32 protein-coding genes are annotated in these 23,387 nt (G+C 45.1%); 31 read left to right on the top strand and 1 reads right to left on the bottom strand.

Annotated elements, in window-relative coordinates; translation table 11 throughout:
* Positions 1–11: 11 nt before the first annotated feature.
* Genes C5471_RS00605 through C5471_RS00595 form a run of 3 tightly spaced genes read left to right on the top strand, consistent with a single transcriptional unit; the run spans position 12 to position 1,462 of the window.
* A complete protein-coding gene (locus C5471_RS00605; protein WP_133813554.1) occupies positions 12–548 on the top strand; it encodes a hypothetical protein in 537 nt (178 codons plus the stop codon).
* A gap of 39 nt (positions 549–587) precedes the next feature.
* Positions 588–1,007: a hypothetical protein gene (locus C5471_RS00600; RefSeq protein ID WP_133813555.1), complete on the top strand. Its 420-nt coding sequence runs from the start codon at positions 588–590 to the stop codon at positions 1,005–1,007.
* A 17-nt stretch (positions 1,008–1,024) separates the two neighbouring features.
* Positions 1,025–1,462 (top strand): hypothetical protein, encoded by a 438-nt coding sequence (locus C5471_RS00595; RefSeq protein WP_133813556.1) that lies wholly within the window; start codon positions 1,025–1,027, stop codon positions 1,460–1,462.
* 46 nt (positions 1,463–1,508) lie between these two features.
* Here C5471_RS00595 and C5471_RS00590 read toward each other — a convergent pair whose 3' ends face one another.
* Complete coding sequence (locus tag C5471_RS00590) at positions 1,509–2,279, bottom strand: DNA adenine methylase (protein WP_133813557.1); 771 nt, start codon at positions 2,277–2,279, stop codon at positions 1,509–1,511.
* Positions 2,280–2,529: 250 nt separating this feature from the next.
* Between C5471_RS00590 and C5471_RS00585 the strand changes: the two genes are divergently transcribed.
* The 28 genes from C5471_RS00585 (at position 2,530) to C5471_RS00450 (ending at position 23,387) form a co-directional block, all read left to right on the top strand.
* Positions 2,530–2,880, top strand: a complete 351-nt coding sequence (locus C5471_RS00585; RefSeq protein WP_133813558.1) for a putative holin — start codon at positions 2,530–2,532, stop codon at positions 2,878–2,880.
* Between the two features lie 2 nt (positions 2,881–2,882).
* On the top strand, positions 2,883–3,500 hold the full coding sequence (locus tag C5471_RS00580) for a transglycosylase SLT domain-containing protein (RefSeq protein WP_133813559.1): 618 nt from the start codon (positions 2,883–2,885) through the stop codon (positions 3,498–3,500).
* A complete protein-coding gene (locus C5471_RS00575; RefSeq protein ID WP_133813560.1) occupies positions 3,490–4,113 on the top strand; it encodes a hypothetical protein in 624 nt (207 codons plus the stop codon). Before C5471_RS00580 ends, C5471_RS00575 begins: the two co-directional genes overlap by 11 nt.
* Positions 4,110–4,442 (top strand): hypothetical protein, encoded by a 333-nt coding sequence (locus tag C5471_RS00570; protein ID WP_133813561.1) that lies wholly within the window; start codon positions 4,110–4,112, stop codon positions 4,440–4,442. Before C5471_RS00575 ends, C5471_RS00570 begins: the two co-directional genes overlap by 4 nt.
* Positions 4,435–4,746, top strand: coding sequence for a hypothetical protein (locus tag C5471_RS00565; protein ID WP_112896738.1), 312 nt, complete (start codon positions 4,435–4,437; stop codon positions 4,744–4,746). Before C5471_RS00570 ends, C5471_RS00565 begins: the two co-directional genes overlap by 8 nt.
* Positions 4,746–5,291 (top strand): DUF3486 family protein, encoded by a 546-nt coding sequence (locus tag C5471_RS00560; protein ID WP_133813562.1) that lies wholly within the window; start codon positions 4,746–4,748, stop codon positions 5,289–5,291. Before C5471_RS00565 ends, C5471_RS00560 begins: the two co-directional genes overlap by 1 nt.
* Positions 5,288–6,811, top strand: a complete 1,524-nt coding sequence (locus C5471_RS00555; protein WP_133813563.1) for a hypothetical protein — start codon at positions 5,288–5,290, stop codon at positions 6,809–6,811. Before C5471_RS00560 ends, C5471_RS00555 begins: the two co-directional genes overlap by 4 nt.
* Positions 6,811–8,304: a DUF935 domain-containing protein gene (locus C5471_RS00550; RefSeq protein WP_133813564.1), complete on the top strand. Its 1,494-nt coding sequence runs from the start codon at positions 6,811–6,813 to the stop codon at positions 8,302–8,304. Before C5471_RS00555 ends, C5471_RS00550 begins: the two co-directional genes overlap by 1 nt.
* Positions 8,285–9,115: a phage head morphogenesis protein gene (locus tag C5471_RS00545; protein WP_133813565.1), complete on the top strand. Its 831-nt coding sequence runs from the start codon at positions 8,285–8,287 to the stop codon at positions 9,113–9,115. Before C5471_RS00550 ends, C5471_RS00545 begins: the two co-directional genes overlap by 20 nt.
* Positions 9,108–9,557: a phage virion morphogenesis protein gene (locus tag C5471_RS00540; protein ID WP_133813566.1), complete on the top strand. Its 450-nt coding sequence runs from the start codon at positions 9,108–9,110 to the stop codon at positions 9,555–9,557. The genes C5471_RS00545 and C5471_RS00540 overlap by 8 nt, the downstream gene beginning before the upstream one ends.
* A 203-nt stretch (positions 9,558–9,760) precedes the next feature.
* A complete protein-coding gene (locus C5471_RS00535; RefSeq protein WP_133813567.1) occupies positions 9,761–10,855 on the top strand; it encodes a peptidase in 1,095 nt (364 codons plus the stop codon).
* A gap of 31 nt (positions 10,856–10,886) precedes the next feature.
* Complete coding sequence (locus tag C5471_RS00530; RefSeq protein WP_133813568.1) at positions 10,887–11,822, top strand: hypothetical protein; 936 nt, start codon at positions 10,887–10,889, stop codon at positions 11,820–11,822.
* Between the two features lie 13 nt (positions 11,823–11,835).
* The gene (locus C5471_RS00525) at positions 11,836–12,186 is read left to right on the top strand and encodes a DUF2190 family protein (RefSeq protein WP_133813569.1); all 351 of its coding nucleotides are present in this window, start codon (positions 11,836–11,838) and stop codon (positions 12,184–12,186) included.
* Position 12,187: 1 nt separating this feature from the next.
* Positions 12,188–12,625 (top strand): gp436 family protein, encoded by a 438-nt coding sequence (locus tag C5471_RS00520; RefSeq protein WP_133813570.1) that lies wholly within the window; start codon positions 12,188–12,190, stop codon positions 12,623–12,625.
* Entirely contained in the window at positions 12,625–13,092 is a 468-nt protein-coding gene (locus C5471_RS00515; RefSeq protein ID WP_133813571.1) for a Gp37 family protein, read from the top strand. Before C5471_RS00520 ends, C5471_RS00515 begins: the two co-directional genes overlap by 1 nt.
* Positions 13,089–13,301 (top strand): hypothetical protein, encoded by a 213-nt coding sequence (locus tag C5471_RS00510; protein WP_133813572.1) that lies wholly within the window; start codon positions 13,089–13,091, stop codon positions 13,299–13,301. Before C5471_RS00515 ends, C5471_RS00510 begins: the two co-directional genes overlap by 4 nt.
* Positions 13,291–14,718, top strand: a complete 1,428-nt coding sequence (locus tag C5471_RS00505; RefSeq protein WP_133813573.1) for a phage tail sheath subtilisin-like domain-containing protein — start codon at positions 13,291–13,293, stop codon at positions 14,716–14,718. The genes C5471_RS00510 and C5471_RS00505 overlap by 11 nt, the downstream gene beginning before the upstream one ends.
* Positions 14,718–15,242: a phage major tail tube protein gene (locus C5471_RS00500; RefSeq protein ID WP_011147613.1), complete on the top strand. Its 525-nt coding sequence runs from the start codon at positions 14,718–14,720 to the stop codon at positions 15,240–15,242. The genes C5471_RS00505 and C5471_RS00500 overlap by 1 nt, the downstream gene beginning before the upstream one ends.
* 257 nt (positions 15,243–15,499) lie before the next feature.
* Entirely contained in the window at positions 15,500–15,826 is a 327-nt protein-coding gene (locus tag C5471_RS00495; protein WP_166295516.1) for a phage tail assembly protein, read from the top strand.
* Positions 15,786–15,905: a GpE family phage tail protein gene (locus tag C5471_RS25020; RefSeq protein ID WP_088776128.1), complete on the top strand. Its 120-nt coding sequence runs from the start codon at positions 15,786–15,788 to the stop codon at positions 15,903–15,905. Before C5471_RS00495 ends, C5471_RS25020 begins: the two co-directional genes overlap by 41 nt.
* Positions 15,906–15,908: 3 nt before the next feature.
* Positions 15,909–18,461 carry a phage tail tape measure protein gene (locus tag C5471_RS00485; RefSeq protein WP_133813574.1) on the top strand — a complete coding sequence of 851 codons (2,553 nt, stop codon included), beginning with the start codon at positions 15,909–15,911 and terminating at the stop codon, positions 18,459–18,461.
* Positions 18,461–19,345 carry a phage tail protein gene (locus tag C5471_RS00480; RefSeq protein ID WP_166295513.1) on the top strand — a complete coding sequence of 295 codons (885 nt, stop codon included), beginning with the start codon at positions 18,461–18,463 and terminating at the stop codon, positions 19,343–19,345. The genes C5471_RS00485 and C5471_RS00480 overlap by 1 nt, the downstream gene beginning before the upstream one ends.
* A 2-nt stretch (positions 19,346–19,347) precedes the next feature.
* Positions 19,348–19,560, top strand: coding sequence for a tail protein X (locus tag C5471_RS00475; protein WP_133813575.1), 213 nt, complete (start codon positions 19,348–19,350; stop codon positions 19,558–19,560).
* A complete protein-coding gene (locus C5471_RS00470; RefSeq protein WP_133813576.1) occupies positions 19,548–20,726 on the top strand; it encodes a contractile injection system protein, VgrG/Pvc8 family in 1,179 nt (392 codons plus the stop codon). The genes C5471_RS00475 and C5471_RS00470 overlap by 13 nt, the downstream gene beginning before the upstream one ends.
* On the top strand, positions 20,723–21,325 hold the full coding sequence (locus tag C5471_RS00465) for a phage baseplate assembly protein V (protein WP_133813577.1): 603 nt from the start codon (positions 20,723–20,725) through the stop codon (positions 21,323–21,325). The genes C5471_RS00470 and C5471_RS00465 overlap by 4 nt, the downstream gene beginning before the upstream one ends.
* Positions 21,326–21,371: 46 nt before the next feature.
* Positions 21,372–21,725: a GPW/gp25 family protein gene (locus C5471_RS00460; protein WP_133813578.1), complete on the top strand. Its 354-nt coding sequence runs from the start codon at positions 21,372–21,374 to the stop codon at positions 21,723–21,725.
* On the top strand, positions 21,716–22,819 hold the full coding sequence (locus C5471_RS00455; RefSeq protein ID WP_133813579.1) for a baseplate assembly protein: 1,104 nt from the start codon (positions 21,716–21,718) through the stop codon (positions 22,817–22,819). The genes C5471_RS00460 and C5471_RS00455 overlap by 10 nt, the downstream gene beginning before the upstream one ends.
* Positions 22,812–23,387, top strand: a complete 576-nt coding sequence (locus C5471_RS00450; protein ID WP_422630892.1) for a phage tail protein I — start codon at positions 22,812–22,814, stop codon at positions 23,385–23,387. The genes C5471_RS00455 and C5471_RS00450 overlap by 8 nt, the downstream gene beginning before the upstream one ends.

The raw sequence follows: 23,387 nt of genomic DNA, 5'->3' as shown, positions 1-23,387 counted from the left end.
AAAGGATTTGCATGAACAGAAGAGATGAAGAATTACAAACATTAGCAGAACAAGTTTTTGATAGCCTTAAACAACTTCCCCAAGATGGGCAGGAACGACAAATAACCATCAGCGTTGGTGGCAACAATCATGGTTCTATTCATGTAGGTTCAGTTGTCAATATTAACCCCACGCCATCTCGCCCGCGTGAGCTTCATGAAAGGGATAGTCGGGAATTACTTGCTATAAAACGAGAATTACGTATAAAAAATAAAGATGCTAAATGGTGTTATTACATCAATACACCTTGCCTGCTATTACTTAGCCTCGTGCTTATAGCATTCACGTTTGCCCTATGGAACGCTTATATGATGTTTTTCGGTGGAAGACTTACTAATGTATTGGTACTTAATGATAAAACATTGATAATCTTTATTTCTTGGGTCGTGTTGATAACGCTTTGTGGAAAAAAAATGGACAAATACAGGAAGATAGAAAATAGGATAATAGATGAAAATCAGGATGTTATTGATACCATAGATGTCATCTTACAACGTAGAAATTCTTAAAAATATAGTTATTTTCTATTTCATATAAGGGTATGAGCTGTGCGTAACTTATTAATTCCCACAATATTTCTTTTGGTGGGGTGTGGTGATGAGACAGAAAATAGCGTTCAGATTGAGTCTGAAAAAGCCCCAGTTCCCGTGTTCTCAATGGCAACAGATGATCCCGCTATCAATCAATTATTGCCAACTATTAGGAAAATGTGCCCAGGATTGGATAAATATGCTGATCAATTTACTGACATCACAGTTTACGAAAACAGCTATCCTTTACGCACAACTATCAAATTTCATATTAATGAAAATTCCAAACTTCCCAATGATTATATGGCTAATAGAAATAATTGTTTTCTTGATATAGAGGATAACGGAACAGTTTTATCTATATCTAAATTAGCTTGCCAATCTGTTTGTTTAGATCAACAGAATGTACCTGGCGGAACGTTGAAATTGAAACTTTAGAAACAAATAGGATATTTATGTCTACTACAAACATAGAAAAGTTTAATGAAATTGTAGGTATTATATTTGGGAAACTATATGAGTCATTTCCTTTAAAGATAGATCTTTTATCTATAGAGGTAATCGGTGAACCCCTTCAATATTCTGATGGAACATACTCTGACGAACTTTGCACTACAGTAGAAGATCATAGATTCTTTCTGGATACAGTAGATTGGCTCATGACAAATGGTTACTTGGCAGGGACTATGAGCTCTGAAGGTTGTCATAGAGCTGTATTAACCGCTGAGGGTTTAGAAGTTCTCAAAGCAATCCCTGATAGCTTAGAAACCCCATTAGGTGATCGCATTAAGGAAACACTGAAGGCTGAAAGTAAAGAAGCATTAAGGTCTTTAGTGAGCCAAACTCTCGGAATAGGTTTACAGTTTGTATCCCGTTCTATTGGCTTAGGTTAAAGGTAAAAATGGCAAAGCAAATATATTGCCTTGCCATTCTCGGTTATTAGAAATTACAAATAATTAGCTCTTTACTCTGCTTAACTTTTCCCGTGACTTTCAAGTTGTACCCGATATTGACTACTTGCATTGTTAACCCTTTGAACGCCTTGCGCATTTCTGGAATATCGTTCACTGAAATTACCATTTTTCCTCGGATGGTATGCGCTAGTTCTGCTAATAGATCATAATTCTCAAGCCCGAAATCTATGCCATATCCCTCTGTACCCCAATATGGCGGATCACAATAAAACAGCGTATGTGGCCTGTCGTACCGTTGGACACATTGTGCCCAATTCATATTTTCAATGATCGTTCTTGCCAGTCGCAGGTGGGCCATTGATAGCTCTTCTTCTATTCTGAGCAAATTAAATCGCGGTGGGCTGGTGGTGGAAGTACCGAAAGTATGTTCAGCTACCTTACCGCCAAATGCCTGCTTTTGGAGATAGTAGAAACGCGCCGCTCTCTGAATATCGGTTAGCGTTTCTTCGGGGGTAATCTGCAACCATTTATAAATTTGGCGGCTGACCAATGCCCATTTAAATTGCCGGACAAACTCTTCCAAATGATGTTTTATCACGCGATAAAGATTCACCAACTCACCATTAATATCATTAATCACTTCACATTTGCTCGGTACTTTTAGGAAATACAGCGCAGCAGCACCACAGAACGGTTCTACATAACAGGTATGCTCAGGAAATAACGGTAAAATATGTTTTGCTAATCGGCGTTTACCACCAATCCACGGAACGATGGGTAAAGATTGTTCTTTCATTATCCGTAAGCCTTTTCCATTAGCTGAAAATGAGTTAGGCTTCTCCGGTCATCAATAATCAATAACGGAAAGAGCCTCGGTTGACTCACAGTACATGCCTGTGAGTTGATAGCCTACCCAGTATTCGAGCGTTAGGCAGGTCTCTCTTATCCTGTCTTTTACTTTTCTGGTGCGCTCTTAACGCCCTTTAAAATCCTTTTCCCGATAAATTGGCAAAACTGTTTCCATCAACGACTACGGAGACAGTTCAATGAGAACTTTCAAATCGCTTGTATCACTCGTCAAAAAATTACGCCTCGGTGGCTGGTTGTTAACAGCTGTTCTACTGCTGCTCACTATCGGCTTAGTTTCCCCCCAACAAGTTCCTATCGTGATCTACAAATTGTCGCTTATTGCTCTGTCTGTTGTCTTGGGGTACTGGCTTGACCGCAGTTTATTCCCGAAAGCAAGGCCCGGTCAGTATCTGAAACATGATGAAATACTCATGAAAGAAGGAAAATATCCCGTTCAAGCTGGCTACCATATGGTGTTTGCTGCCGTTCTGATACGCCGTGCACTGATTGTTGCCGCCACCTGTCTGAGCGTGGCTACAGGGTTGTGATTATGAATTGGCGGCAGATTATCGGAAGTGTGTTGCTGTGGTATGGCGGTATGGTCAGCACAGTATGGGCTGACGAACCACCACACCGTTCGCAGCAATACCGCAATGATTTGATTCGGGCATCCCGTGTGGTATGGGGATTGAATGCCCCTGTGGCAGATTTTGCTGCCCAGTTGCATCAAGAGAGTGGTTGGAAATCACGGGCAGTTTCTCTTGTCGGTGCTCAAGGTATGGCTCAATTCATGCCTACAACCGCAGACTGGATCAGTCAACGTATCCCTGAATTATCTAATAAAGAACCATTTAATCCGGCTTGGTCTATACGGGCGATGGTTCACTATGACTATTGGTTATGGCAACGCATTAAAGCTGCCGATAAGTGCCAAAGAATGGCGATGGTACTGTCTTCCTATAATGGGGGCTTAGGCTGGTTACTACGGGATAAGAAGAAAACCGAGGCAGTTGGTCTCAATCCGTGGGTCTGGTTCGGTCATGTTGAATCTCAGAATGCTGGCCGTAGAGCGTCAGCATGGAAAGAAAATCGACATTATTCCAAACGCATATTACTGGAACTCGCGCTTCGTTATTTGGCTTGGGGAGGTACCAGCTGTGCCAATTAAATTGTGGACTAAACCTGGTGTATTGATTTTGTCGCTAATCTGCATGTTCGCTTTAGCTCACTGGAGAGGTCATACCACGGGCTTTCAGAAAGCAACGGAGACAGGAAACACCGCATTAGCACAGCAGAAAGCCGAATTTCTTCTGCTGGAAAAGCAACGGGCAGAGCGTGAGCTGGCAGCACTCAATGCCTCGCAGCTACGTTACCAAATGCAGGTCCACTCAGCGCATCAGACAGAAGCCCATTATCTCAATGATATTGAACAACTCCGCACTCAGAACCAACAACTGAAGAGGAAAATTGACCATGTTACCCAGAGTTGGATGGATGAAAAACAACAGTTTCATCCTGTTAATTGCGTGTTTACTCGTGGCTTCGTGCAGCAATACAACGCCGCCTTTAGCCTGCCCGGCGCACAAACTCGCCCTGCCTCCGTTACCTCCGGCGCTGATGAAACGTCCCGTGGAAATGAAAGCTCTGATGCCCAACTACGGCCATCCGGTATCACACAACGAGATATCCTCGCCAATATCATCGACAACGGGGAACAGTGTCTTGCATTGAAAGCGCAGGTCAATGGCCTGCTGGATTACATCGAAGGATTACAACAATGACACTACAGATTGAATTTTGGGCTGCCGTGGGTTTTCTGCTCTCTTTCCTTGGTTTCGTTTTTGGTATCGCAAAGTGGTTATTCAGCAAGGCCGAAGAGCGGCAGGAGGAAAGGCACGTCTCGTTAGAACAGGCGCTTAAAAATTCCGTAGACAATTGGTCTCAGCTCGAACGTGAGTTTATGCAGTTTAAGGCTGACTTGCCGCTGAATTACGTGCGCCGTGAAGATTATATTCGTGGTCAAACAGTAATTGAAGCCAAGCTGGATGCGCTTTACAGCAAATTAGAGATGGTGCAGCAGCACCGAATTGCCGGAGGTAAAAATGATTGATGTTGCTCGTGTTCGTCGTGAATCATTGCGCTGGAGTCTATTGGTCGCACTAAATAAAACCCGCCCATATACCGCCAGTGAAACGCTGTTATTGGATATATCTCGCGCGATTTATCCTGACGTCACTGCATTGGAATTACGGAAGGAATTAGATTATCTGGCAGACCGTAAATTAATTGACCTCAATAAACAGCCATCGGGTAGCTGGTTTGCTGACTTAACTCGTATTGGTGTTGATGTTGTTGAATATACAGTCGAATGCGGCCTTGGTATTGCTCGTCCTGAAAAGTACTGGAGTGAATAATGGCGCGTCGAAGCACAATCGATAAACTCCCTGAAGACGTTCGGCGCTGGTTGGAACGGGCGTTGACTGAATCAGGGTTTAGTGGATACCAAGAACTCGAAACCTTGCTGCGTGATCAAGGTTATGTAATCAGTAAGTCTGCTATTCACCGTTATGGACAAAAAATAGAAAAGCGATACGGTGCAATACGGGCGGCAACAGAAGCAGCACGGATGCTCACAGAAGGTGCCGTGGATGATCAAGATGCACGTTCTGAGGCGGTGATTGCTTTAATTCAGACTGAACTTTTTGAAAGTATTATTCAACTTCAGGAAGCTGAAAACGGAGAGATTGCGCCAAAAGAGCGCGTCACACTGCTTTCAACGGTGGCAAAAAACGTAGCTACACTTTCTCGTGCTAGCGTAAATCTGAAAAAATTCCAATCTGAAGTTCGGGCACGGACTGAAACTGCTGCAAGTAATGCAGAGAAAATTGCACGCAAAGGTGGATTATCTGCCGAAGCAGTTGCTGCATTACGTCGGGAAATATTGGGAATTGCTACATGAGTCAGCTTGCACTTGTTCTACCAGATACTTCCTCAATAGCAGCACCTGTCGTCTTATTGCCATACCAGCAACGATGGGTGGCCGACTCATCTCCTTTTAAAGTCAATGAGAAGAGTCGTCGAACGGGAATTACTTGGGCTGAAGCGTCGGATAATGTACTCATCGCTGCATCTTCTGCCGCTGCGGGTGGCATGAATGTGTATTACATCGCTTATAACCAAGATATGACCATTGAATATATTCAAGCCTGTGCAATGTGGACTCGTGCTTTCAACTATGCGGCCAGTGAAATTGAAGAAGGATTCTGGGAAGAAGACGAAGATGATAAGCACATCAAAACTTTCACTATCAAATTTCCAGACTCTGGATTCCGTATAGTGGCGCTTTCTAGTCGTCCGTCTAATTTGCGTGGCCGTCAGGGGATCATTGTCATTGATGAAGCTGCTTTCCACGAACAGCTCGATGAATTACTGAAAGCGGCGCTAGCCATGCTTATCTGGGGCGGTAAAGTGCGAGTGATCTCCACCCATAACGGGGATAGCAACTTGTTTAATGAGTTGCTGAACGATATCCGGGCAGGACACAGAGACGGCGTTATCCACCGTATTACCTTTAAGGAAGCTGTGGTTGAAGGACTATTCCACCGTGTCTGCTTACGTACTGGACGTGAATGGTCACAAGAGGCTGAACAACAGTGGATGATGTCGGTGTACAAGTTCTATGGAGCTGGAGCATCAGAAGAATTGGACTGTATTCCTGCTAATGGTGGCGGAGCATGGTTGTCCCGCGCTCTGATTGAATCTCGGATGTCTCCCGATACGCCACTGCTGCGACTGACTTGTCCGAAAGGATATGAGCTTAAATCCGATGAAATACGCCGCACAGATACCGAAGAATGGCTAAAAGCCAACCTGAAACCGTTGCTAGATGCATTGCCTTCTGATGCTCGTTCGTTTCTGGGACGCGATTTTGGCCGCAGTGGAGATTTGTCCGTGGATTATCCATTGCTGCAACAAAAAAATCTGGTACGTAGAGTGCCGTTCGTGCTGGAACTGCGCAACGTGCCATTTAAACAACAGGAACAAATCACTTGGTATCTAATGGATGGACTTCCTAATCTGCTGGGTGCAGCCTTTGATGCCCGTGGTAACGGTGCTTATCTGGCCGAATATGCCATGCAAAAATATGGTGCCAGCCGTGTGCAGCAAGTCATGCCCACAGAAGGTTGGTACCGTGACAATATGCCCCCGGTGAAGGCTGCGCTGGAAGACGGCAATCTGGAGGCTCTACCAAAGGATGAAGACACTTTGGATGACCTGAGAGCAGTACAGGTCATTAACGGTGTTCCCCGTGTACCTGATCAGCGCTCAAAAGCAAAAGCGGACGGCGGCAAGCGCCACGGTGATGCAGCGATAGCCCTTGCCCTAGCGTACTTCGCCAGCCGTGAAATTAACAAAGGTCCGGTGAAGGCAAGTTCCCGCCGACGCCGTCAGTCTGCACGTATGCTGGAGGGATACTAATGGCACGTGGTATCTGGGTTTCACCAACAGAATTTATTAACTTTTCCGAATCAAAGCAGTCGTTTACTGAGCAAATTGCATCACGTAGCCGTTCCATTGACTTCTACGGTCTGGGGACATATCTACCTAATCCTGATCCTATTCTCAAAGCCCAAGGGCGGGATATTTGTATCTATCGTGAATTACGTACTGATCCTTTAGTTGGTGGATGTATTCGCCGCCGCAAGGCCGGAGTGAAAGCACTAGAGCGTGGTGTAGAACGCAGTAATGCTCCTGTGCAAGTCTTTAACTTTATCCGCGACATGCTCACGGATTTGGATATGTCACGCATCATTGGCGAAATGCATGAGGCGGTTCTGTACGGTTATCAGCCTTGTGAATTGATGTGGAGTCAGCATCAATCATGGTCAGTGACGGATATCGTTAGCAAGCCACCTGACTGGTTCCACTATGATCGTGATAACCAACTACGTTTTCGTGCTCGTGATGCAGGCGTTGAGGGGGAACGGGTTCCTCTCTATAAATTTGTAACGCCACGTCAAGACGCCACTTATGACAACCCTTACGGATTTCCAGATTTATCAATGTGCTTCTGGCCCGTCACCTTTAAGAAAGGCGGCATGAAGTTTTGGGTACGCTTTGCTGAGAAATATGGTTCACCGTGGGTAATTGGAAGGCATCCACGAGGGACACCACAAAGTGAAATTGATCTGTTATTAGATTCGATGGAAGCGATGATTGATGATGCAGTTGCCGCCATTCCTGATGATTCCTCCGTTGAGATTAAAGAGGCAGCAGGTAAATCAGACAGCAGTGATATTTACCAGAATTTAATTACCGTTGCTCGCAGTGAGATCTCCATTGCGTTACTGGGACAAAACCAAACGACCGAAGCAAACAGCAATAAAGCCTCTGCACAAGCGGGATTGGAGGTAACGGATGATATTCGTGATGCTGATGCTGACATTATCACCAGTGCCATCAATCAGGCTATACGCTGGGTTGTAGAACTGAATTTCGGTAACGTTGAATGTCCAGTCTATCGTCTTTGGGAACAACAATCGGTAGATGAAACACAGGCTAATCGTGATGTTAAGTTGAGTCAGGCTGGTGTCAGATTTACTCCGCAATACTGGAAACGCGAATATCAATTGCAGGATGGGGATATTGATGAAACAACCTTGTCAACCACGCCTATTCCATCACTCCCACTGGCGTTCTCTGAAGCTGTTCACGCAGATTTAGCAGCACAAGACACCTTAGATGAAGCACTGGATATTTTGATGAATGAAGGATCATTGAATGAATCATTGGAATCTCTGCTGCTTCCTTTGTTCTATCGTGTTCAAAACGGTGTTAATCCCAGCGATCTAATAGGAGAGTTAGCCGAGCTTTATCCACAAATGGACGCAGATGGTTTGCAAGAGCGGCTAGCACGGGTTTTGTTTGTGTCTAACATCTGGGGGCGCTTGCATGAGCATAACCACGCCTGAACTGGCGTATTGCATGACATTACCTCCCAAGCGAGCCATTGGTTATCTGCAATCTAAGGGTTACAAGATAACGTGGGATTGGGAAGAACTTTTGCAAGAGGCTCATGCCCGTGCATTCACGGTGGCGAAAGTCACGCGTCTGGATATTCTGGAAGATATTCGCCAAGCGCTACAACAGGCACTAGATGAAGGCAAGACTGATCGTTGGTTTCGTCAGGAGCTGGAGCCAACATTAAAACGTAAGGGGTGGTGGGGAACGAAAGAAACCAATGACCCCGTTACAGAGGAACGTATCACTGTTCAGCAAGGTAGTCCGTGGCGCCTTGATACTATCTTTCGTACCAACATGTCGGTGCTGTACAGTGCAGGCCGTTGGGCCGAACAAATGGAAAATATTGATGACCGACTGTACTGGATGTATACAGGGATCAACGATAACCATACACGCAAGAGCCATCTCGCATTGCATGGTTTGGTATTTCGCTCTGACGACCCATTTTGGCAAGCCTTCTACCCTCCTAATGGTTGGCGTTGCCGTTGCAGTGTGATTGCCCTCAGTCATGATGATGTTCGTGCCAGAGGGATAAAAGTTATGCATTCAGGTAAAGCAATGGGCTGGGAGTTGAAATTGGTTTCACAAAAAACAGGTAAGATGCAGCCCGTTGTTACATTCAACACTGGCATAACAAAAGTGGCGACTGATGTAGGTTGGTCATATTCGCCGGGGGCAGCATATTGTCCCGATTTGGCCAGGTATCAGGGGGAGCTATCTGGACTGGCCCGCCGCGAACTGAGAGGACAGAATGAGTAATATCACTATCACCATTAATGATGGAGACCTAAGACGTGGACTGCGGGCATTAGAATTGGCTACTAATGATCTGACACTTGCCATGCGTAAAATTGCTGGAACATTGTCAGCAGAAACCGCTTTTAACTTTGAAGCTGAAGGACGCCCGGCATGGATATCCTCTGTGGCTGCAAAGGAACGTGGTGGTCAGACACTGCAAAAAACTGCTCGTTTGATGCGTTCAGTCAGTACCCGATATGATTCTCACACGGCAGTTGTCGGTACAAACTTAGTCTACGGGCGTATTCATCAATTGGGAGGTAAAGCTGGCCGCGATCAATCTGTTATGTTACCAGCCCGGCCTTATCTGCCCGTAACAGAACAAGGCGAATTATCACCAGAAGCAGAAAGAGCCGTATTAAGTACCATTCAACGACATCTTGAATCAGCAGCACACCGTTAAACGTTGCCTCACTATGCGGGTGATTTATCATTGTCATCCACAAAAAACTTTATAAAGCGTTTACAGACTCAAATTTTCGGTATCTAATTGCATACAGTTCTCCACTTTTTTATTTCCTTCCGAAGTCTTTTCTAAAGCAGATTAAAAGTCGTTTTTTCTGATTGTGGAGAAACTGCCTCTATTAACGTAATAGAGGCAGTGAAATGAAGTCACTTCACATTTTCAAATCCGGTACACATACCGATATGAATGGCAAACAATTGCCGTTCAGCCCCGCAGATTTGCAAGCTTGTGCAAAGGCTTATGACTCATCGTTGCATGAAGCACCGATTGTGATTGGGCATCCAAAAGACAATTTGCCCGCCTATGGTTGGGTTAAATCGCTAACGTCTTCCGGTGATGACTTAATTGCGGAGCCTCAACAGGTTGATGTTCAGTTCGCTGAATTGGTCGATGCAGGCCGCTATAAAAAAATTTCTGCTTCTTTCTATTTACCTGATTCCCCAAACAACCCTAAACCCGGCGTGCTCTATTTGCGTCATGTCGGCTTTTTGGGGGCGAAGCCACCCGCCATTAAAGGATTGAAACAGGTTGAATTCAGTGAACAAGAATATGGTGTCGTCGAGTTCTCTGATTGGGGTGATATCACCAACGCTTCACTTTGGGGGCGTTTGCGAGAATTTTTGATTAGTAAATTCGGTATGGACGAAGCAGACAAAGCGCTTCCTTCTTGGCAGGTGGATTCATTACGTGAAGAAGCTTATAGCACGACTCAGCCTGCACCTGCCTTTCATGAACCCAATAACACACATCAACATGAGGAAAACATCGTGACAAATGAAGAAAAAAAGGCGCTCAAAGATGAAAACACTCGCCTGAAAGAACAGCTTGTTGCCCGTGATGCTGCCGACGCAAAGCGCAAACAAACTGAGCAACATGCCGGAAACGTGGCATTTGCCGAAAAGCTGATCGCAGACGGCAAATTGGCACCTGCTGCTCAATCTGTCGTGGTTGCCTTGCTGGACGCTGTAACCCAAGGAGATTCCCCTGTCGAGTTTGCTGAAGGTGATGTGAAAAAACCATTAGCTACTGCGTTTAAAGATCTGCTGAGTTCTACCCAGCCTGTTATTGATTTTGGTGAACATGCAACAAAAGACCGGCTAGACCAAAACACATCATCAGATATTGCTGAGTTTTCTGATGCAGATCCTGAACGTCTGGCGTTGCATCAAAAAGCTGTCGCTCTGGCGAAGAAAGAAGGTATCAGTTACGACGTAGCCGTTACCCGCTGCCTGTAACACTACGGACGTAACTATTGAGGAGAAATAAATGTCTGATTATTTGAAAGGCAAACGTATTGTTGATCCTGTGCTAACCAGTGTTGCACGTGGTTATAAAAATACGGTGCTCATTGGTGAACATATTTTCCCCATTGTCGAAATGGAGAAAGAAGGTGCTAGTGTGCCGACATTTGGTAAAAGTGCCTTTGTGGAATATGACACCACGCGTGCTGTTGGTGCCAACAGTAACGTTTTGATCCGTGAGAAAGGCTCTTCTTTAGATATTGTGCTCAACGAACATGATCTAGCTGCACCCGTTGATTATCGCGAGAAATCAGAATCTTTATTTAATGAAGAAGCAAAGGCAATCCGTCGTTCCACCAATGGCGTGAACCTAAAGCGCGAACTGTATGCAGCTCGATTGGCACAAGACCCTGAAGTTTATCTTAGTGACTCGGTGAAGAGTCTGACAGCTAATGAACGTTGGGCTGGTGGCAAAGGTAATCCAGTCAAAGTCATTGAAGCTGGAATTGATGTTGTTCGTACTGCCATTGGTGTACGTCCAAACCTCATGACAATGGGGGCTAGCGTGATGTCACTATTAAAATTTCATTCTGAAATTCAGGCAGCTATTGGAGCCAACGAACGTAAACGTATCACAATAGAAATACTCAAAGACCTTTTCCAAATCCAAAACGTTGTCGTCGGTGAACCTGTTTCTACCCCAAGCATTAAAGAAAATCCTGTTGATATCTGGGCTGATAATTTGATGTTGCATTACGTATCACCTCCGCAGGCAGGAGCAGAAAGCGCTGACGAACATGAACCCTCCTTTGGCTATACATTTCGCCGCAAAGGAATGCCTGTAGCGGATAAATATCCGGGTGTTGGCGGCAAGGTGAATTACTGCCGTTATACCGATATTTATAAAGTTGCGGTTGTTGGCGGTGATGCTGGCTATCTGATTACCAATATTGTGAAGTAAGGGAGACACCATCATGGCAGTAACACAACAACCCGTATTGACGTCAACAATTATCGCTAGTGCGGACATCATCCAGCATCGTTTAGTTGGTACTGATAATGCACCGTGTCAGGCTGGAGCCGTTGCACTTGGTATAGCTGAAGTGGATGCAAAGGCTGGTGATGTCGTTCCAGTTAATGTCTTGGGCATTATTGCTGTTGAAGCTGGTGGGCCAATAACCCGTGGGCAAGTCGTACAGTCGGATAAGGATGCCTGTGCAGTACCACTGAGTTCGGCTGAAAATGCTGCCGGCACATCTGTCGGATTTGCGCTGGATGATGCCACAGCGGCAGGTAATATCATTCTCATCTTACGTGGCATATAACATGTATTGCTCATTGAAAGGCTTGCAAGAGCAGATACCAACGCAATCATTGATATGGCTGTCCAACGAAGAGCCTAATGCCCAGACAATCAATGAGACTGTGGTTAACAGTGCCATTCGCTATGCCGATGAGCTTATCGATGCCCATTTACGTGGACGTTATATCCTGCCTCTGGCGGAAGTTCCCACGGTATTACGTGATGCCGCCATTACGTTAACACGCTATCGGCTGTATGCCCGCCGTCCAGAGGGTTCAATTCCTGAAGCCGTGATAGATGATTACAAAATTGTTTTGCGCCAACTGGCTGACATCCGAGATGCCAAACTAACACTGGGCCTGCTTTCCACAGGAAAAGATACCCCTGAACCGGGGGAGTTTCGTGTTCGGGTGCGTCGTCCCACCTTTGGGGGGAGTAAAGGAATGTTGGAGAAATACTGATGGATGTTTCGCCGATCATTGATGCCATTATCATGAGGCTAAGAGAAAAACTACCTAGCTTACAGGTGGAGTATTTCCCTGAAAGGCCAACTGAATTCAGGCTGAACCATCCGGTGGGAGCCATTTTAATCAGCTATCCTGGCTCTCGCTTCGACAAGCCTGAAGATGTTGGGACGGTATTGCAGACACAAACTGTCATGCTCAATGCCACCATTGTTTTTCGTCAGCTTAATGGACGTCACGGTGCCGTTGCCACACTGGATGATGTACGCCGGGTTCTCGGCGGATTCCAACCACCGAACTGCCAACGTAAATGTTGGCTGGTACGGGATACGTTTCTCGGTGAGATAGCTGGCTTGTGGCAATACACACTGGATTTTGCGACTGAAAGTGTATTTATCGAAAACAATGAGTTACCGGATGTCCCGCCGTTAGCCCAAATCAATTATGAGGGAACTGAACAATGAAATACCTCTATACAGGCCCGGCAAGCGGCGTCACTTTAGCTGATGGCACTGAAGTCTTGCTCTGGCCAGAAAAAACTGTCGATTTACTGGAGCAAAATGATTATGTGAAGACATTGATCGCACTGCGATATCTTCATCCACTGTCAGAACAGCAAAAAAATATCCGGAAGACAAAAGAAAAGTCTGAGGAGGTCACTAATGGCCGCTAATTATTTGCATGGCGTCGAAACTATCGAAGTCGAAAAAGGCTCACGTCCTGTCAAGACAGTGAAATCCGCCGTGATCGGCTTAATTGGTACTGCACCGATAGGGCCAGTAAATGCAGTGACACTTTGTCTGTCAGAAAAAGATGCCGCTCAATTTGGTACTCAAATGAATGGTTTTACCATCCCACAAGCACTGGATGCTATTTATGATCATGGGGCGGGAACTGTGCTGGTTATTAACGTTCTTGATCCTGAGGTGCATAAAGCTAATGTTGCCAGTGAAAGCATTAGCTTTGATAAAACCACAGGAACAGCGAAACTGGCTAATCCCGTGGTCAGTAATGTCTTACTAAAAGCCACCTCTGGTAGTGCCCCTTATGTAGAAGGGCAAGACTATTCTCTGGATGCTCAAACAGGCAGCCTCAAGAATATCGGTAAAAACATTGCTGCGGGTGCAACTGTGATTGCCAGCTATGACTTTGCCGACCCTACATTAGTGACGCCTGCTGACATTATTGGCAGCATCAATGCAGCGGGTAATCGTACAGGTATGAAGTTGCTGAATGATACTTATAACCTGTATGGGTTCTTTGCCAAGATTTTGCTGGCTCCTGTCTACTGTACTCAGCTAAGTGTGACAACAGAACTGATTGCCCTTGCAACTAAATTGGGTGCTATGACTTATATTGATGCCCCAATAGGTACCACTTTTGTTCAGGCTATCAGTGGCCGCGGCCCGTCTGGCACAATCAATTTTAATACCAGTTCTGATCGTGTCCGGCTGTGTTACCCACACGTCAAAGTCTATGATACGGAAAGCAATAGCGAGCGCTTGGAACCCTTGTCATCTCGTGCAGCAGGGCTGCGTGCCAAGATTGATGCAGACAAAGGTTTTTGGTGGTCATCCTCCAATCAAGAAATTATGGGGATCACAGGTATTGAGCGCCAGCTATCCGCCATAATTGACGATCCACAAAGTGAAGTGAACCAGCTCAATGAACAAGGGATTACTACAGTGTTCAATAATTATGGCTCTGGTTTGCGCTTATGGGGCAACCGTACCGCCGCATGGCCAACTGTGACACACATGCGTAACTTCGAGAACGTGCGCAGAACGGGCGACGTGATTAATGAATCCCTGCGTTACTTCAGTCAACAATATATCGATATGCCGATCACGCCAGCGCTGATAGATGCCCTGACAGAATCTGTGAATGCCTATGGTCGTAAATTGATTGCCGATGGTGCTTTGTTGGGATTCAAATGTTGGTTTGATCCGGCCCATAACGAAGAAACGGAGCTGGCATCAGGTCATCTGTTACTCAGTTATAAGTACACACCGCCACCACCACTGGAACGGCTGACATTTGAGACCGAAATTACCTCTGAATATTTGCTGAATTTAAAGGGAAATAATTAATGGCTGGAAAAATAGAAATTAACCGTATCACCAACGCCAATATTTATATTGACGGCAATAACCTGTTGGGACGGGCTGAAGAAGTGAAACTGCCAGACGTTTCCATGACCATGCAGGAGCATAAGGCGCTGGGGATGGTCGGCAAGGTGGAGCTACCGGCAGGCTTCGATAAACTGGAAGGCGAGATCAAGTGGAACAGTTTCTACCGTGACGCCATGTTATCTGCTGCCAATCCCTATAAGTCTCTAGCATTGCAGTGCCGTTCCAGCGTCCAGAAATTCAGTTCACAGGGGCGCATTGATGAAGTGCCATTGGTGACATATCTGACTATTTTATTTAAGAAGAATCCGCTGGGCACATTTAAACAACATGAAAATGCTGATTTTTCCAGTAGCTTTACCAGTACCTACATTAAGCAGGTACTGGATGGTGAGGAGCTGTTAGAACTGGATTATCTGGCCAATATCTTCCGTGTTGGCGGCATTGATCAACTGACCGATTATCGCATCAATATTGGAGGTTAAACTAAATAATGACTGCACTCGCTCCAAAGCCAGAAAGCTTGCCGACTTGGTTGATAAGTGGACTCCTCCAGAAGGTTGGTTTTCCGATATCGGTTCAGAGAAAGGGAAAGAATATATGATAGACTTTTTCCGTAACTGTAAAGGCTTTCGCACTCACTAATGACAGGGGCATCAGCCCCTTTCTTCTTTAATCCCCTTTAATATTTCCGTTTCCATACATGAATGATACTGAATGAAACTTACAGAGGAGTATCATCATGTCAACCACGACTTACCATCTTCAATTTCCCTATACCACGGCTGTTGGCGTTCGCATTGAAGAGCTTCAGTTATCACGTTTGAAAGTTAAAGATATCAAGGCTGCCCGGCGAGCCAGCGAAAATCCTACTGACTGGGATGATATTTTGATAGCACGTTCGACAGGATTGCTACCAGAAGATATCGAACAGATGGATGTCGCTGATTATCTGGCATTACAGAAACGATTTCAGCAAGTTATCGGATTGGATCAGGGAAATAAAAACAGTGTGGCAAGCATCGGCGATGTTGGCACGATGGTTCCGGTTCCAGCCGAGCGAGATTGATAATCTGGCGCTGGATGAATTTGAATGTTGGTTGAATGAGGCCAACACTCAAATCAAACGCGAGAATGGAGGCGGTTAATTCGTGTCAACAGAATTTTCCATTGGTGTCATTATTGGTGGGGCCATTAGTGGTGCGTTCAGTTCTGCCATGTCTGGTACACGCCGTACTCTAGGAACATTGGGAGAAACGACTCGCCGACTGGAGAACCGACAGCAGGCACTGAACCGTGCTGTTGAACGTTACGGTCAACTTGGTTCCCGTAGTGCCCAGCGTTTGAATGCGGATCTACAACGCATCAGTCGAACGCTGGAACAGTTGAACCGCCAGCAACAGCGCTTACAGTCTGCGGCTAGTATGAGTGATGCAGCCAAAGCGAATCGTATGGCGCTATATGCACAGGGAGCCGAAACCTATGCATTAACTCGCACGATATCCTCTCCCGTTGTTCAGTCCGTAACAAAGTATGCCTCTTTTGAATCAGGATTAAGGGACATAGCTGTCACTGGCAATCTGTCTCCGAAAGAAGAGCAAAAAATCGGAATCATCTTGCGCCAGAACGCCAAGCAAACAAACCAATTACAAGAAACCCTGCTGGAAGGTGTTGGCACATTGGTTGCTGCCGGAAAATCTCCCATGAAATCGACCGATATGAGTGGATTATTGGGCCACGTCGCCACGGCATCCAAAGCTAATATTAATGACTTAGCCAAAATGGCTCTGTCCTTTGAGTCCCTGAAAATTGAAGGCGATCAAGCACTCAAGGAAGCCTTTAACCGAGCCGTTTTCGGGGCTAAATCGGGTCGTTTTGAATTAAAAGATCTCGCCCAATACTTTCCAGAAATGGCACAGCAATTTGCTGGTAAGGGAATATATGGCCAGGAGGCAGTTTCACAGATTATAGCCAGCTTGGAAGTTGGCCGTGAAGGCGCAGGAACGGAAGGTGAAGCAGCTACCAATATGAGGAACTGGCTGGCTTCAATGGGACGTGGTGATATTGCCAAAAGATACGCTGAAGCTGACGTCGATTATCAAACCTCAATGAGCAGATACGTTTCTTCGGGATACTCACAATATGAAGCTTCAATCATGATCGCAGACCGCTTTATCAAGAGTAAAAGCACTGATCTCATGAAAGAGTGGAAAAAAGCGGGAGCCAGAGGTGATGAAGATGCACAGCGTATGCTCATGGAATCCTTCGGGCTATCCTCTATTTTCACCGACGTACAGACAGTCAACCATCTCTTGGCCATGCGGCAACGTTGGGGCGATTATCAGCGTATCAAAACAGGCATGGGGACTAATTCGGCACAAAAATCTGTTGATACCGACTTTGATAAACAGAACGATACTTTAGAAGCTCAGTGGCGGCGTACTCAGATTGGGTTTAATGATTCGGCTATTAGCATTGGTCAGTCGCTGCGTCCAGCATTAATACAGTTAGCCGAAACTTTTATTCCATTGATGGACAAGACCGGAAAATGGCTGGCTGCTAATCCTGAACTCATCAGTAATGTTGTCACGCTGGTCGGCGGGTTCCTGGCATTCAAAGCAGCTTCAATCGGTGTCAGATTAGGTCTTAATCTTTTGCTTTCCCCTATAACTGATATCTGGAAAGGCACAATGTTAATGCGCACACGCTGGTTACTGTTTCGAATGGCTATCGGTAGTGGTGGCATATTCGGTGTCGTTGCAAACATCTTGGGGAAAATAGCCGGAGCAGCTCTCTGGTTGGGCAGAATCCTTGGTAGTGCTCTCTATAAGGGTTTGATGGTAGCTGGCAGAGCTATTTTGTGGATTGGACGCGCACTATTAATGAATCCTATCGGATTGATCATCACTGGTATTGCAGTGGCCGCTTATCTTATCTATCGCTATTGGAATCCCATCAGTAATTTCTTTAAACGGCTTTGGGTCTTAGTAAAATTCGCTTTCCAAATGGGATGGCAGGGAATCAAAAATATTTGGTCTAACGTCAAAGGTTGGTTTACAGCTCGATGGAATGACATTACTAATGTGTTTGATGGCGGAATATTTGAGGTCAGTAAATTAATTTTAAATTGGTCGCCATTGGGATTGTTCTATAAAACATTCGCTGACGTTATGAAATGGTTTGGCATTGATATGCCTGATAATTTTACTGACTTTGGTAAAAATATTGTTAATGGATTGGTTAATGGTATTTCTAATATGCTGACCACGGCTAAGGACACCATTAAAAACTTTGGTGGCAAAGTTTCTAGCTGGTTTAAAGAAGCATTAGGTATTCAATCTCCCAGTCGGGTATTTATGGGATTTGGCGATAATATTGTGCAAGGTACGGTTGTTGGTATTGATCGTACTATGCCGTTGGCTGCTCGTGCCACTCAGCGTCTGACTAAGGGAATGACCCCTGACGTCCCACAAATCTCACCTCCTGAGATGATGTCGGGCAATCCAATTAAACGAACAGGTTATAAAGATGCCAGCGACAGCAATAATGGTTTTTCTATCTCTTTCGCCCCGCAAATATACATTGGCGGTAAACCACAAACGGCTACATCCGATATTAATAAAGCCTTAAATCTGAGTGTGCGTGAATTAGAGAAACTGCTGGAGCGTATTGTCATTCAGAGAGAACGCCGGAGGTACGGATAATGTTTGCGATATTAGGTGATATCGAATTTGAGCTAATCACATATTGGGATGGTTTTGATGTAACGTTTGGTGTTGATTATGCTGAACATGCCCGAATTCAGGGTAAGCCCGGCTTGCAGTTCGTAGGTGAGAAACTGGATGAAATTCAAATTAGCTTGGTCTTTCATCAACATTATTGTGCGCCGGATATTGAATTGAATCGGCTGCGTGAAGCAATGCGGAAACATCAAGCACTCGCGCTAATATTCGGAAATGGTGATTACCGTGGCTGGTTTGTTATTACTGATGTGACAGCCTCCAGTGAACAAACGGATTCAGTAGGTAATATATTTGCCCTCAATGCCTCGGTGACATTACGTGAATATATCGGTGATCCTAAAAAACCACTGAAACCGCCTGCCATTAAATCTCATGTCCCGAATACAAAGGCGTTGTCTAATGCAATACCGAAACCATCAGGTATGGCTAAAAAAGTCAGGGATGGCGTGAATTATGCCAAACAAGCACAATCAGCACTGCAAACGACTATCAGTGCGGTACGTATTGCACAGAAGATGAAAGACAACCCGGCCGTAGCGTTAACTCGCGTACCAGGTCTTCTTACCGGACTCAACAATATTGCTGGTCCATTAGGGAAAAGCTATCCGGCTTTTCAATCACTCGGTGACTCATTGCCAGATGCAATTCAATTGACCAGAGCAACGGGGCAAGCAGCAACATTTGTTAACAATGCTCAATCGTCATTAAGCCGTGCAGATAACAGTAATATCTCTGCTGCATTAGATTCTGTATCAGCTCAACTTGAATCGGCAAGTTCAACATTTACATCAATATCACCCGCGCTCAGTAAGATGGCCGCGCAAATTACCATAAGGGCGCTTTGATCATGTTTCTTGAATACATTACAAAAGATGGCGATAGGTGGGATTTATTGGCTCACCATTATTATGGTGACTCTTTAGGTTATGCTCGCATAATTGCTGCCAATCCGCACGTTGCAGTTACACCTGTATTGCCATCTGGGATCGTATTGTTGATCCCCATCATTGACGCTGACAATGTAGTAACTGAAGAGGATACACCACCGTGGCTGAGATAATTTATCCTAAGCAAACACCATCTATAACGGGTGTCTCAGAGGTTTTAAGACCGACATTCACGTTACGATATTTGCAAAAAGATATCACAAATGACATCACTCCTTATGTCACTCGTGTCAGCTATACCGACAACATCAAAAGCGAATCCGATGAAATAGAGGTAGAGTTGGATGATACTGATGGTCGCTGGCTAGATAAATGGTATCCGGGCAAAGGTGATACGTTGACATTGAAGTTGGGCTATTTTGGCGAACGGCTACTGAATTGTGGCTCATTCTACATTGATGAAATTGAAGTCAGCATCCCTCCTTCTATTGTATCTGTTCGAGGTGTGGCAACGTCTATCAATACGGCATTGCGTACCAAATCTAACCGTGGATTTGAGAATACAACTCTGGCAGCTATTGCTAACCGCATCGCTAAGAAACATCGGTTAAAGCTGATCGGCAGTATCGAAATCATCAAGATTGACAGGGTGACACAATATTCTGAAACCGATGTGGCGTTCTTGAAACGGCTGGCCGGTGAATATGGTTATGCCGTTAAGGTTGTCAGTGAACAGCTAATTTTCTCCCACTTAGCCAGTTTGCGCAGCCAAGAACCCATAAAAAAATTACACCCTCGTGATGTTGCCCAATTTTCACTGCGGGACACGATTAATAAAGTCTATAAAAAAGCCAAAGTGAAGCACCAAAAGGCTGATGATAAAAAATTGATTGTCTATGAAGCTGATGGCACGACCAATGTAAGTAATCAGTCCAATCCAAAAGACAAGAATAGCGGTAAAGAAACCAGCGCAGATACCTTAAAAGTAAACAGCCGGGCTGCTAACAAGGATAGCGCTGAAATAAAGGCCAAGTCAGCACTGGATTCACATAATGAGTACCAGCAGAACGGCTCACTTTCATTGATGGGAGCCCCTCAGTTAACCGCCGGAAATAAAATTGAATTGGTTGAATTTGGCAAATTATCTGGACAATGGTTAATTACTTCAGCCCACCACTCTTTTGATCGCAACAGCGGATATATAACCGAACTTGAAGTTGCTCGTGGCCCTGTTACATCAAGCAAATCCAAGAAAGATAAAAAAGATAAGACTCAGAAATTGGTTGTATATAAGCCCGATGGTTCTTCCGACACGATTATCAAGGAGGAATCCAAATGAGCAGTGTAACTCGTCAAGTTGGTACGATTAGCGCCGTAGATCCTGCTACTGTTCGTGCCCGCGTGCGATTGCCTGAATGCGATAATATGCGTACTAATTGGCTGAATGTGTTGCAGCGCAATACCCAGAATAACAAAGACTATTGGTTGCCCGATGTTGGGGAACAAGTTGAAGTATTATTGGATGCCAATGGTGAAGATGGTGTTATTTTAGGTGCTGTCTATTCCAGTGTTGATAAACCGTCAGCTAACAATAAAGACGTCCGTGGTATGACTTATGCAGATGATGCAGCTTTTTACTATGATCGAACCTCACACACCCTGACTATTAATGGCGGCATTCAGCACATTAAGATCGCGGTGGGAGCCAATGTTGTTATTCAGACACAGCAGGCAACCATTGATGCGCCGGAAACAATCGTAACCGGAAATATGTTAGTGAAAGGCCAATTAACTTACCAAAATGGGCTGTCGGGTTCTGGTGGTAATGGTACTACGAACATTCAGGGTAATGTCAGCGTCGATGGCGACATCCATGCAACAGGTAGCATCATGGATGAAGGCGGTAACTCGAATCATCATTCTCATGGGTTTCTTTAAACGTCTTTAATATTAGATATACCTACAGGGGATGATACTGTCCCACATGAATACGAACTCACACTCTGTTTTTTGGCAACCCGCTCTCCAGAACTCAGGCAAAATTGCTTGTGGGCTGGATGATATCGCCCAAGCAATATTCATTATTCTACGTACACCACGTGGCAGTGATCCACATCGACCAGAATTCGGCAGTAACTTGCACCTTTATATGGATTACCCAATAGACCGCGCTATTCCCCACGTTGTCAGGGAATCTGTTGATGCTATTACACGTTGGGAACCTCGTTGCCAGTTGTTATCGGTGAAACTGAATGTTGAGGCAGAGCACCTGACTCTGCGTGTGAATTGGACAGCAGTTGATGGCATTACACAATCTACGGAGTTGCTATGGCGCTGACAGAACCTGATTTTATCGAGCGTGATGTAGAGAAAATCACAACCGAAATGATTGCAAAGTATGAGGCTGATGTAGGTAAGACTTTGTACCCAGCACAGGCAGAACGCCTGCTGATCAATTTATTTGCATATCGTGAAGCACTGCTCCGAATGCAGGTTCAGGAAGCTGCCAAGCAGAATCTGGTCGAGTTTGCCCGTGCGCCCATTTTGGACTACTTAGGGGAGTTGGTCGGAGTATATCGGCTATCCGCCCAGCCTGCACATACAACACTGCAATTTAGTGTTGATGAAGCATTAGAGCAAGATGTACTCATTCCAGTTGGAACTCGTGTTAATGCATCGGACAATATTACTTTTGCTACTAATACAGATGCTGTTCTGAAAGCAGGTACACGTTTCGTTAATGTCACAGCTACTTGTACAGATGCTGGATTATCAGGGAATAGCTGGCAACCAGCACAAGTTAATACATTGTTGGATGAAATCGACGACATTGACCTGCAAGTGACCAACACAATAGTGAGTAGTGGTGGTTCGGCAGAGGAAAGTGACGAGAGGCTACGTGTACGAATCAAGATGGCCCCTGAATCGTTTACTAATGCGGGCAGTCGTCAGGCTTATCGATTTCATGCCATGCGTGCTCACCCCAATATTGTTGATGTTGCAGTCAGGTCTCCCATTCCGGGTGTTGTTGAACTGTTTCCACTATTAGCTACGGGATTGCCTGATGAAAGCATTTTAACGCTGGTGAAAAGTTTTTGTTCTGATGAAAAAATCCGCCCGTTGACTGACACTGTATATGCAAAACCTCCCGTGAAAGTTGATTATACCATCAAGGCGAAACTGACCTTGTACAGTGGCGTTAATGCACCTGGTATTCAATCGGCAGCAGAACAAGCCATACAAACATGGATAGCTGAACGAGCAACAACGCTAGGGAAAGATATTGTTCCCAGCCAAATCATCTCAACACTGTCTGTTTCTGGCGTCTATCAAGTCGTACTGGAGTCTCCTACGTTTCAGGTTGTAGGTGAAAATGAATGGGCGAACTGTATCGGTATCACTGTTGTGGTCACTGGAGTCGCTGATGGTTAAGTTACATCTACCACCTCCACTAGAAGCTGATATCAGTATGCGTGCATTAAGTCAGTTGGCCTCCCGTTTTGATGATATCGATTTAACCCAATTAATGGTTTATCTCATTGATACTGTCGATAGCAGCGCGCTGCATTGGCTTGCAAATCAATTCTCCCTATTTGGCGATGGCTGGGAGCTTGTCGAATCAGACAATGCTCGCCGCACGTTAATCAAGTCAGCTATAGAATTGCATCGGTATAAAGGCACACCGTGGTCAATTCGTGAAATTATCCGTCGTTTTGGGTTTGGTGAAATTGATTTAATTGAAGGCACTGGTCAAATCAATTATGACGGTCATGCCAGCCATAACGGTAATTATGTTCATGGAGATTCAACATCTTGGGCAGATTATCGCATTATACTTCAGCAGCCCATTACCAATGATCAAGCCTCGCTATTGCGCACTACACTAGCAGCGTTTGCGCCTGCACGCTGCCATCTTGCCAGCTTGGAATATCAGTCTGTATCAATTCGTTATAACAATACTGTCAGTTATGACGGTAGTTACAATTTTGGGAGCAGTTAA

Source organism: Photorhabdus tasmaniensis, assembly GCF_011189505.1.
GTDB lineage: Bacteria > Pseudomonadota > Gammaproteobacteria > Enterobacterales > Enterobacteriaceae > Photorhabdus > Photorhabdus tasmaniensis.
This window is presented reverse-complemented; position numbering and strand designations above follow the sequence as displayed.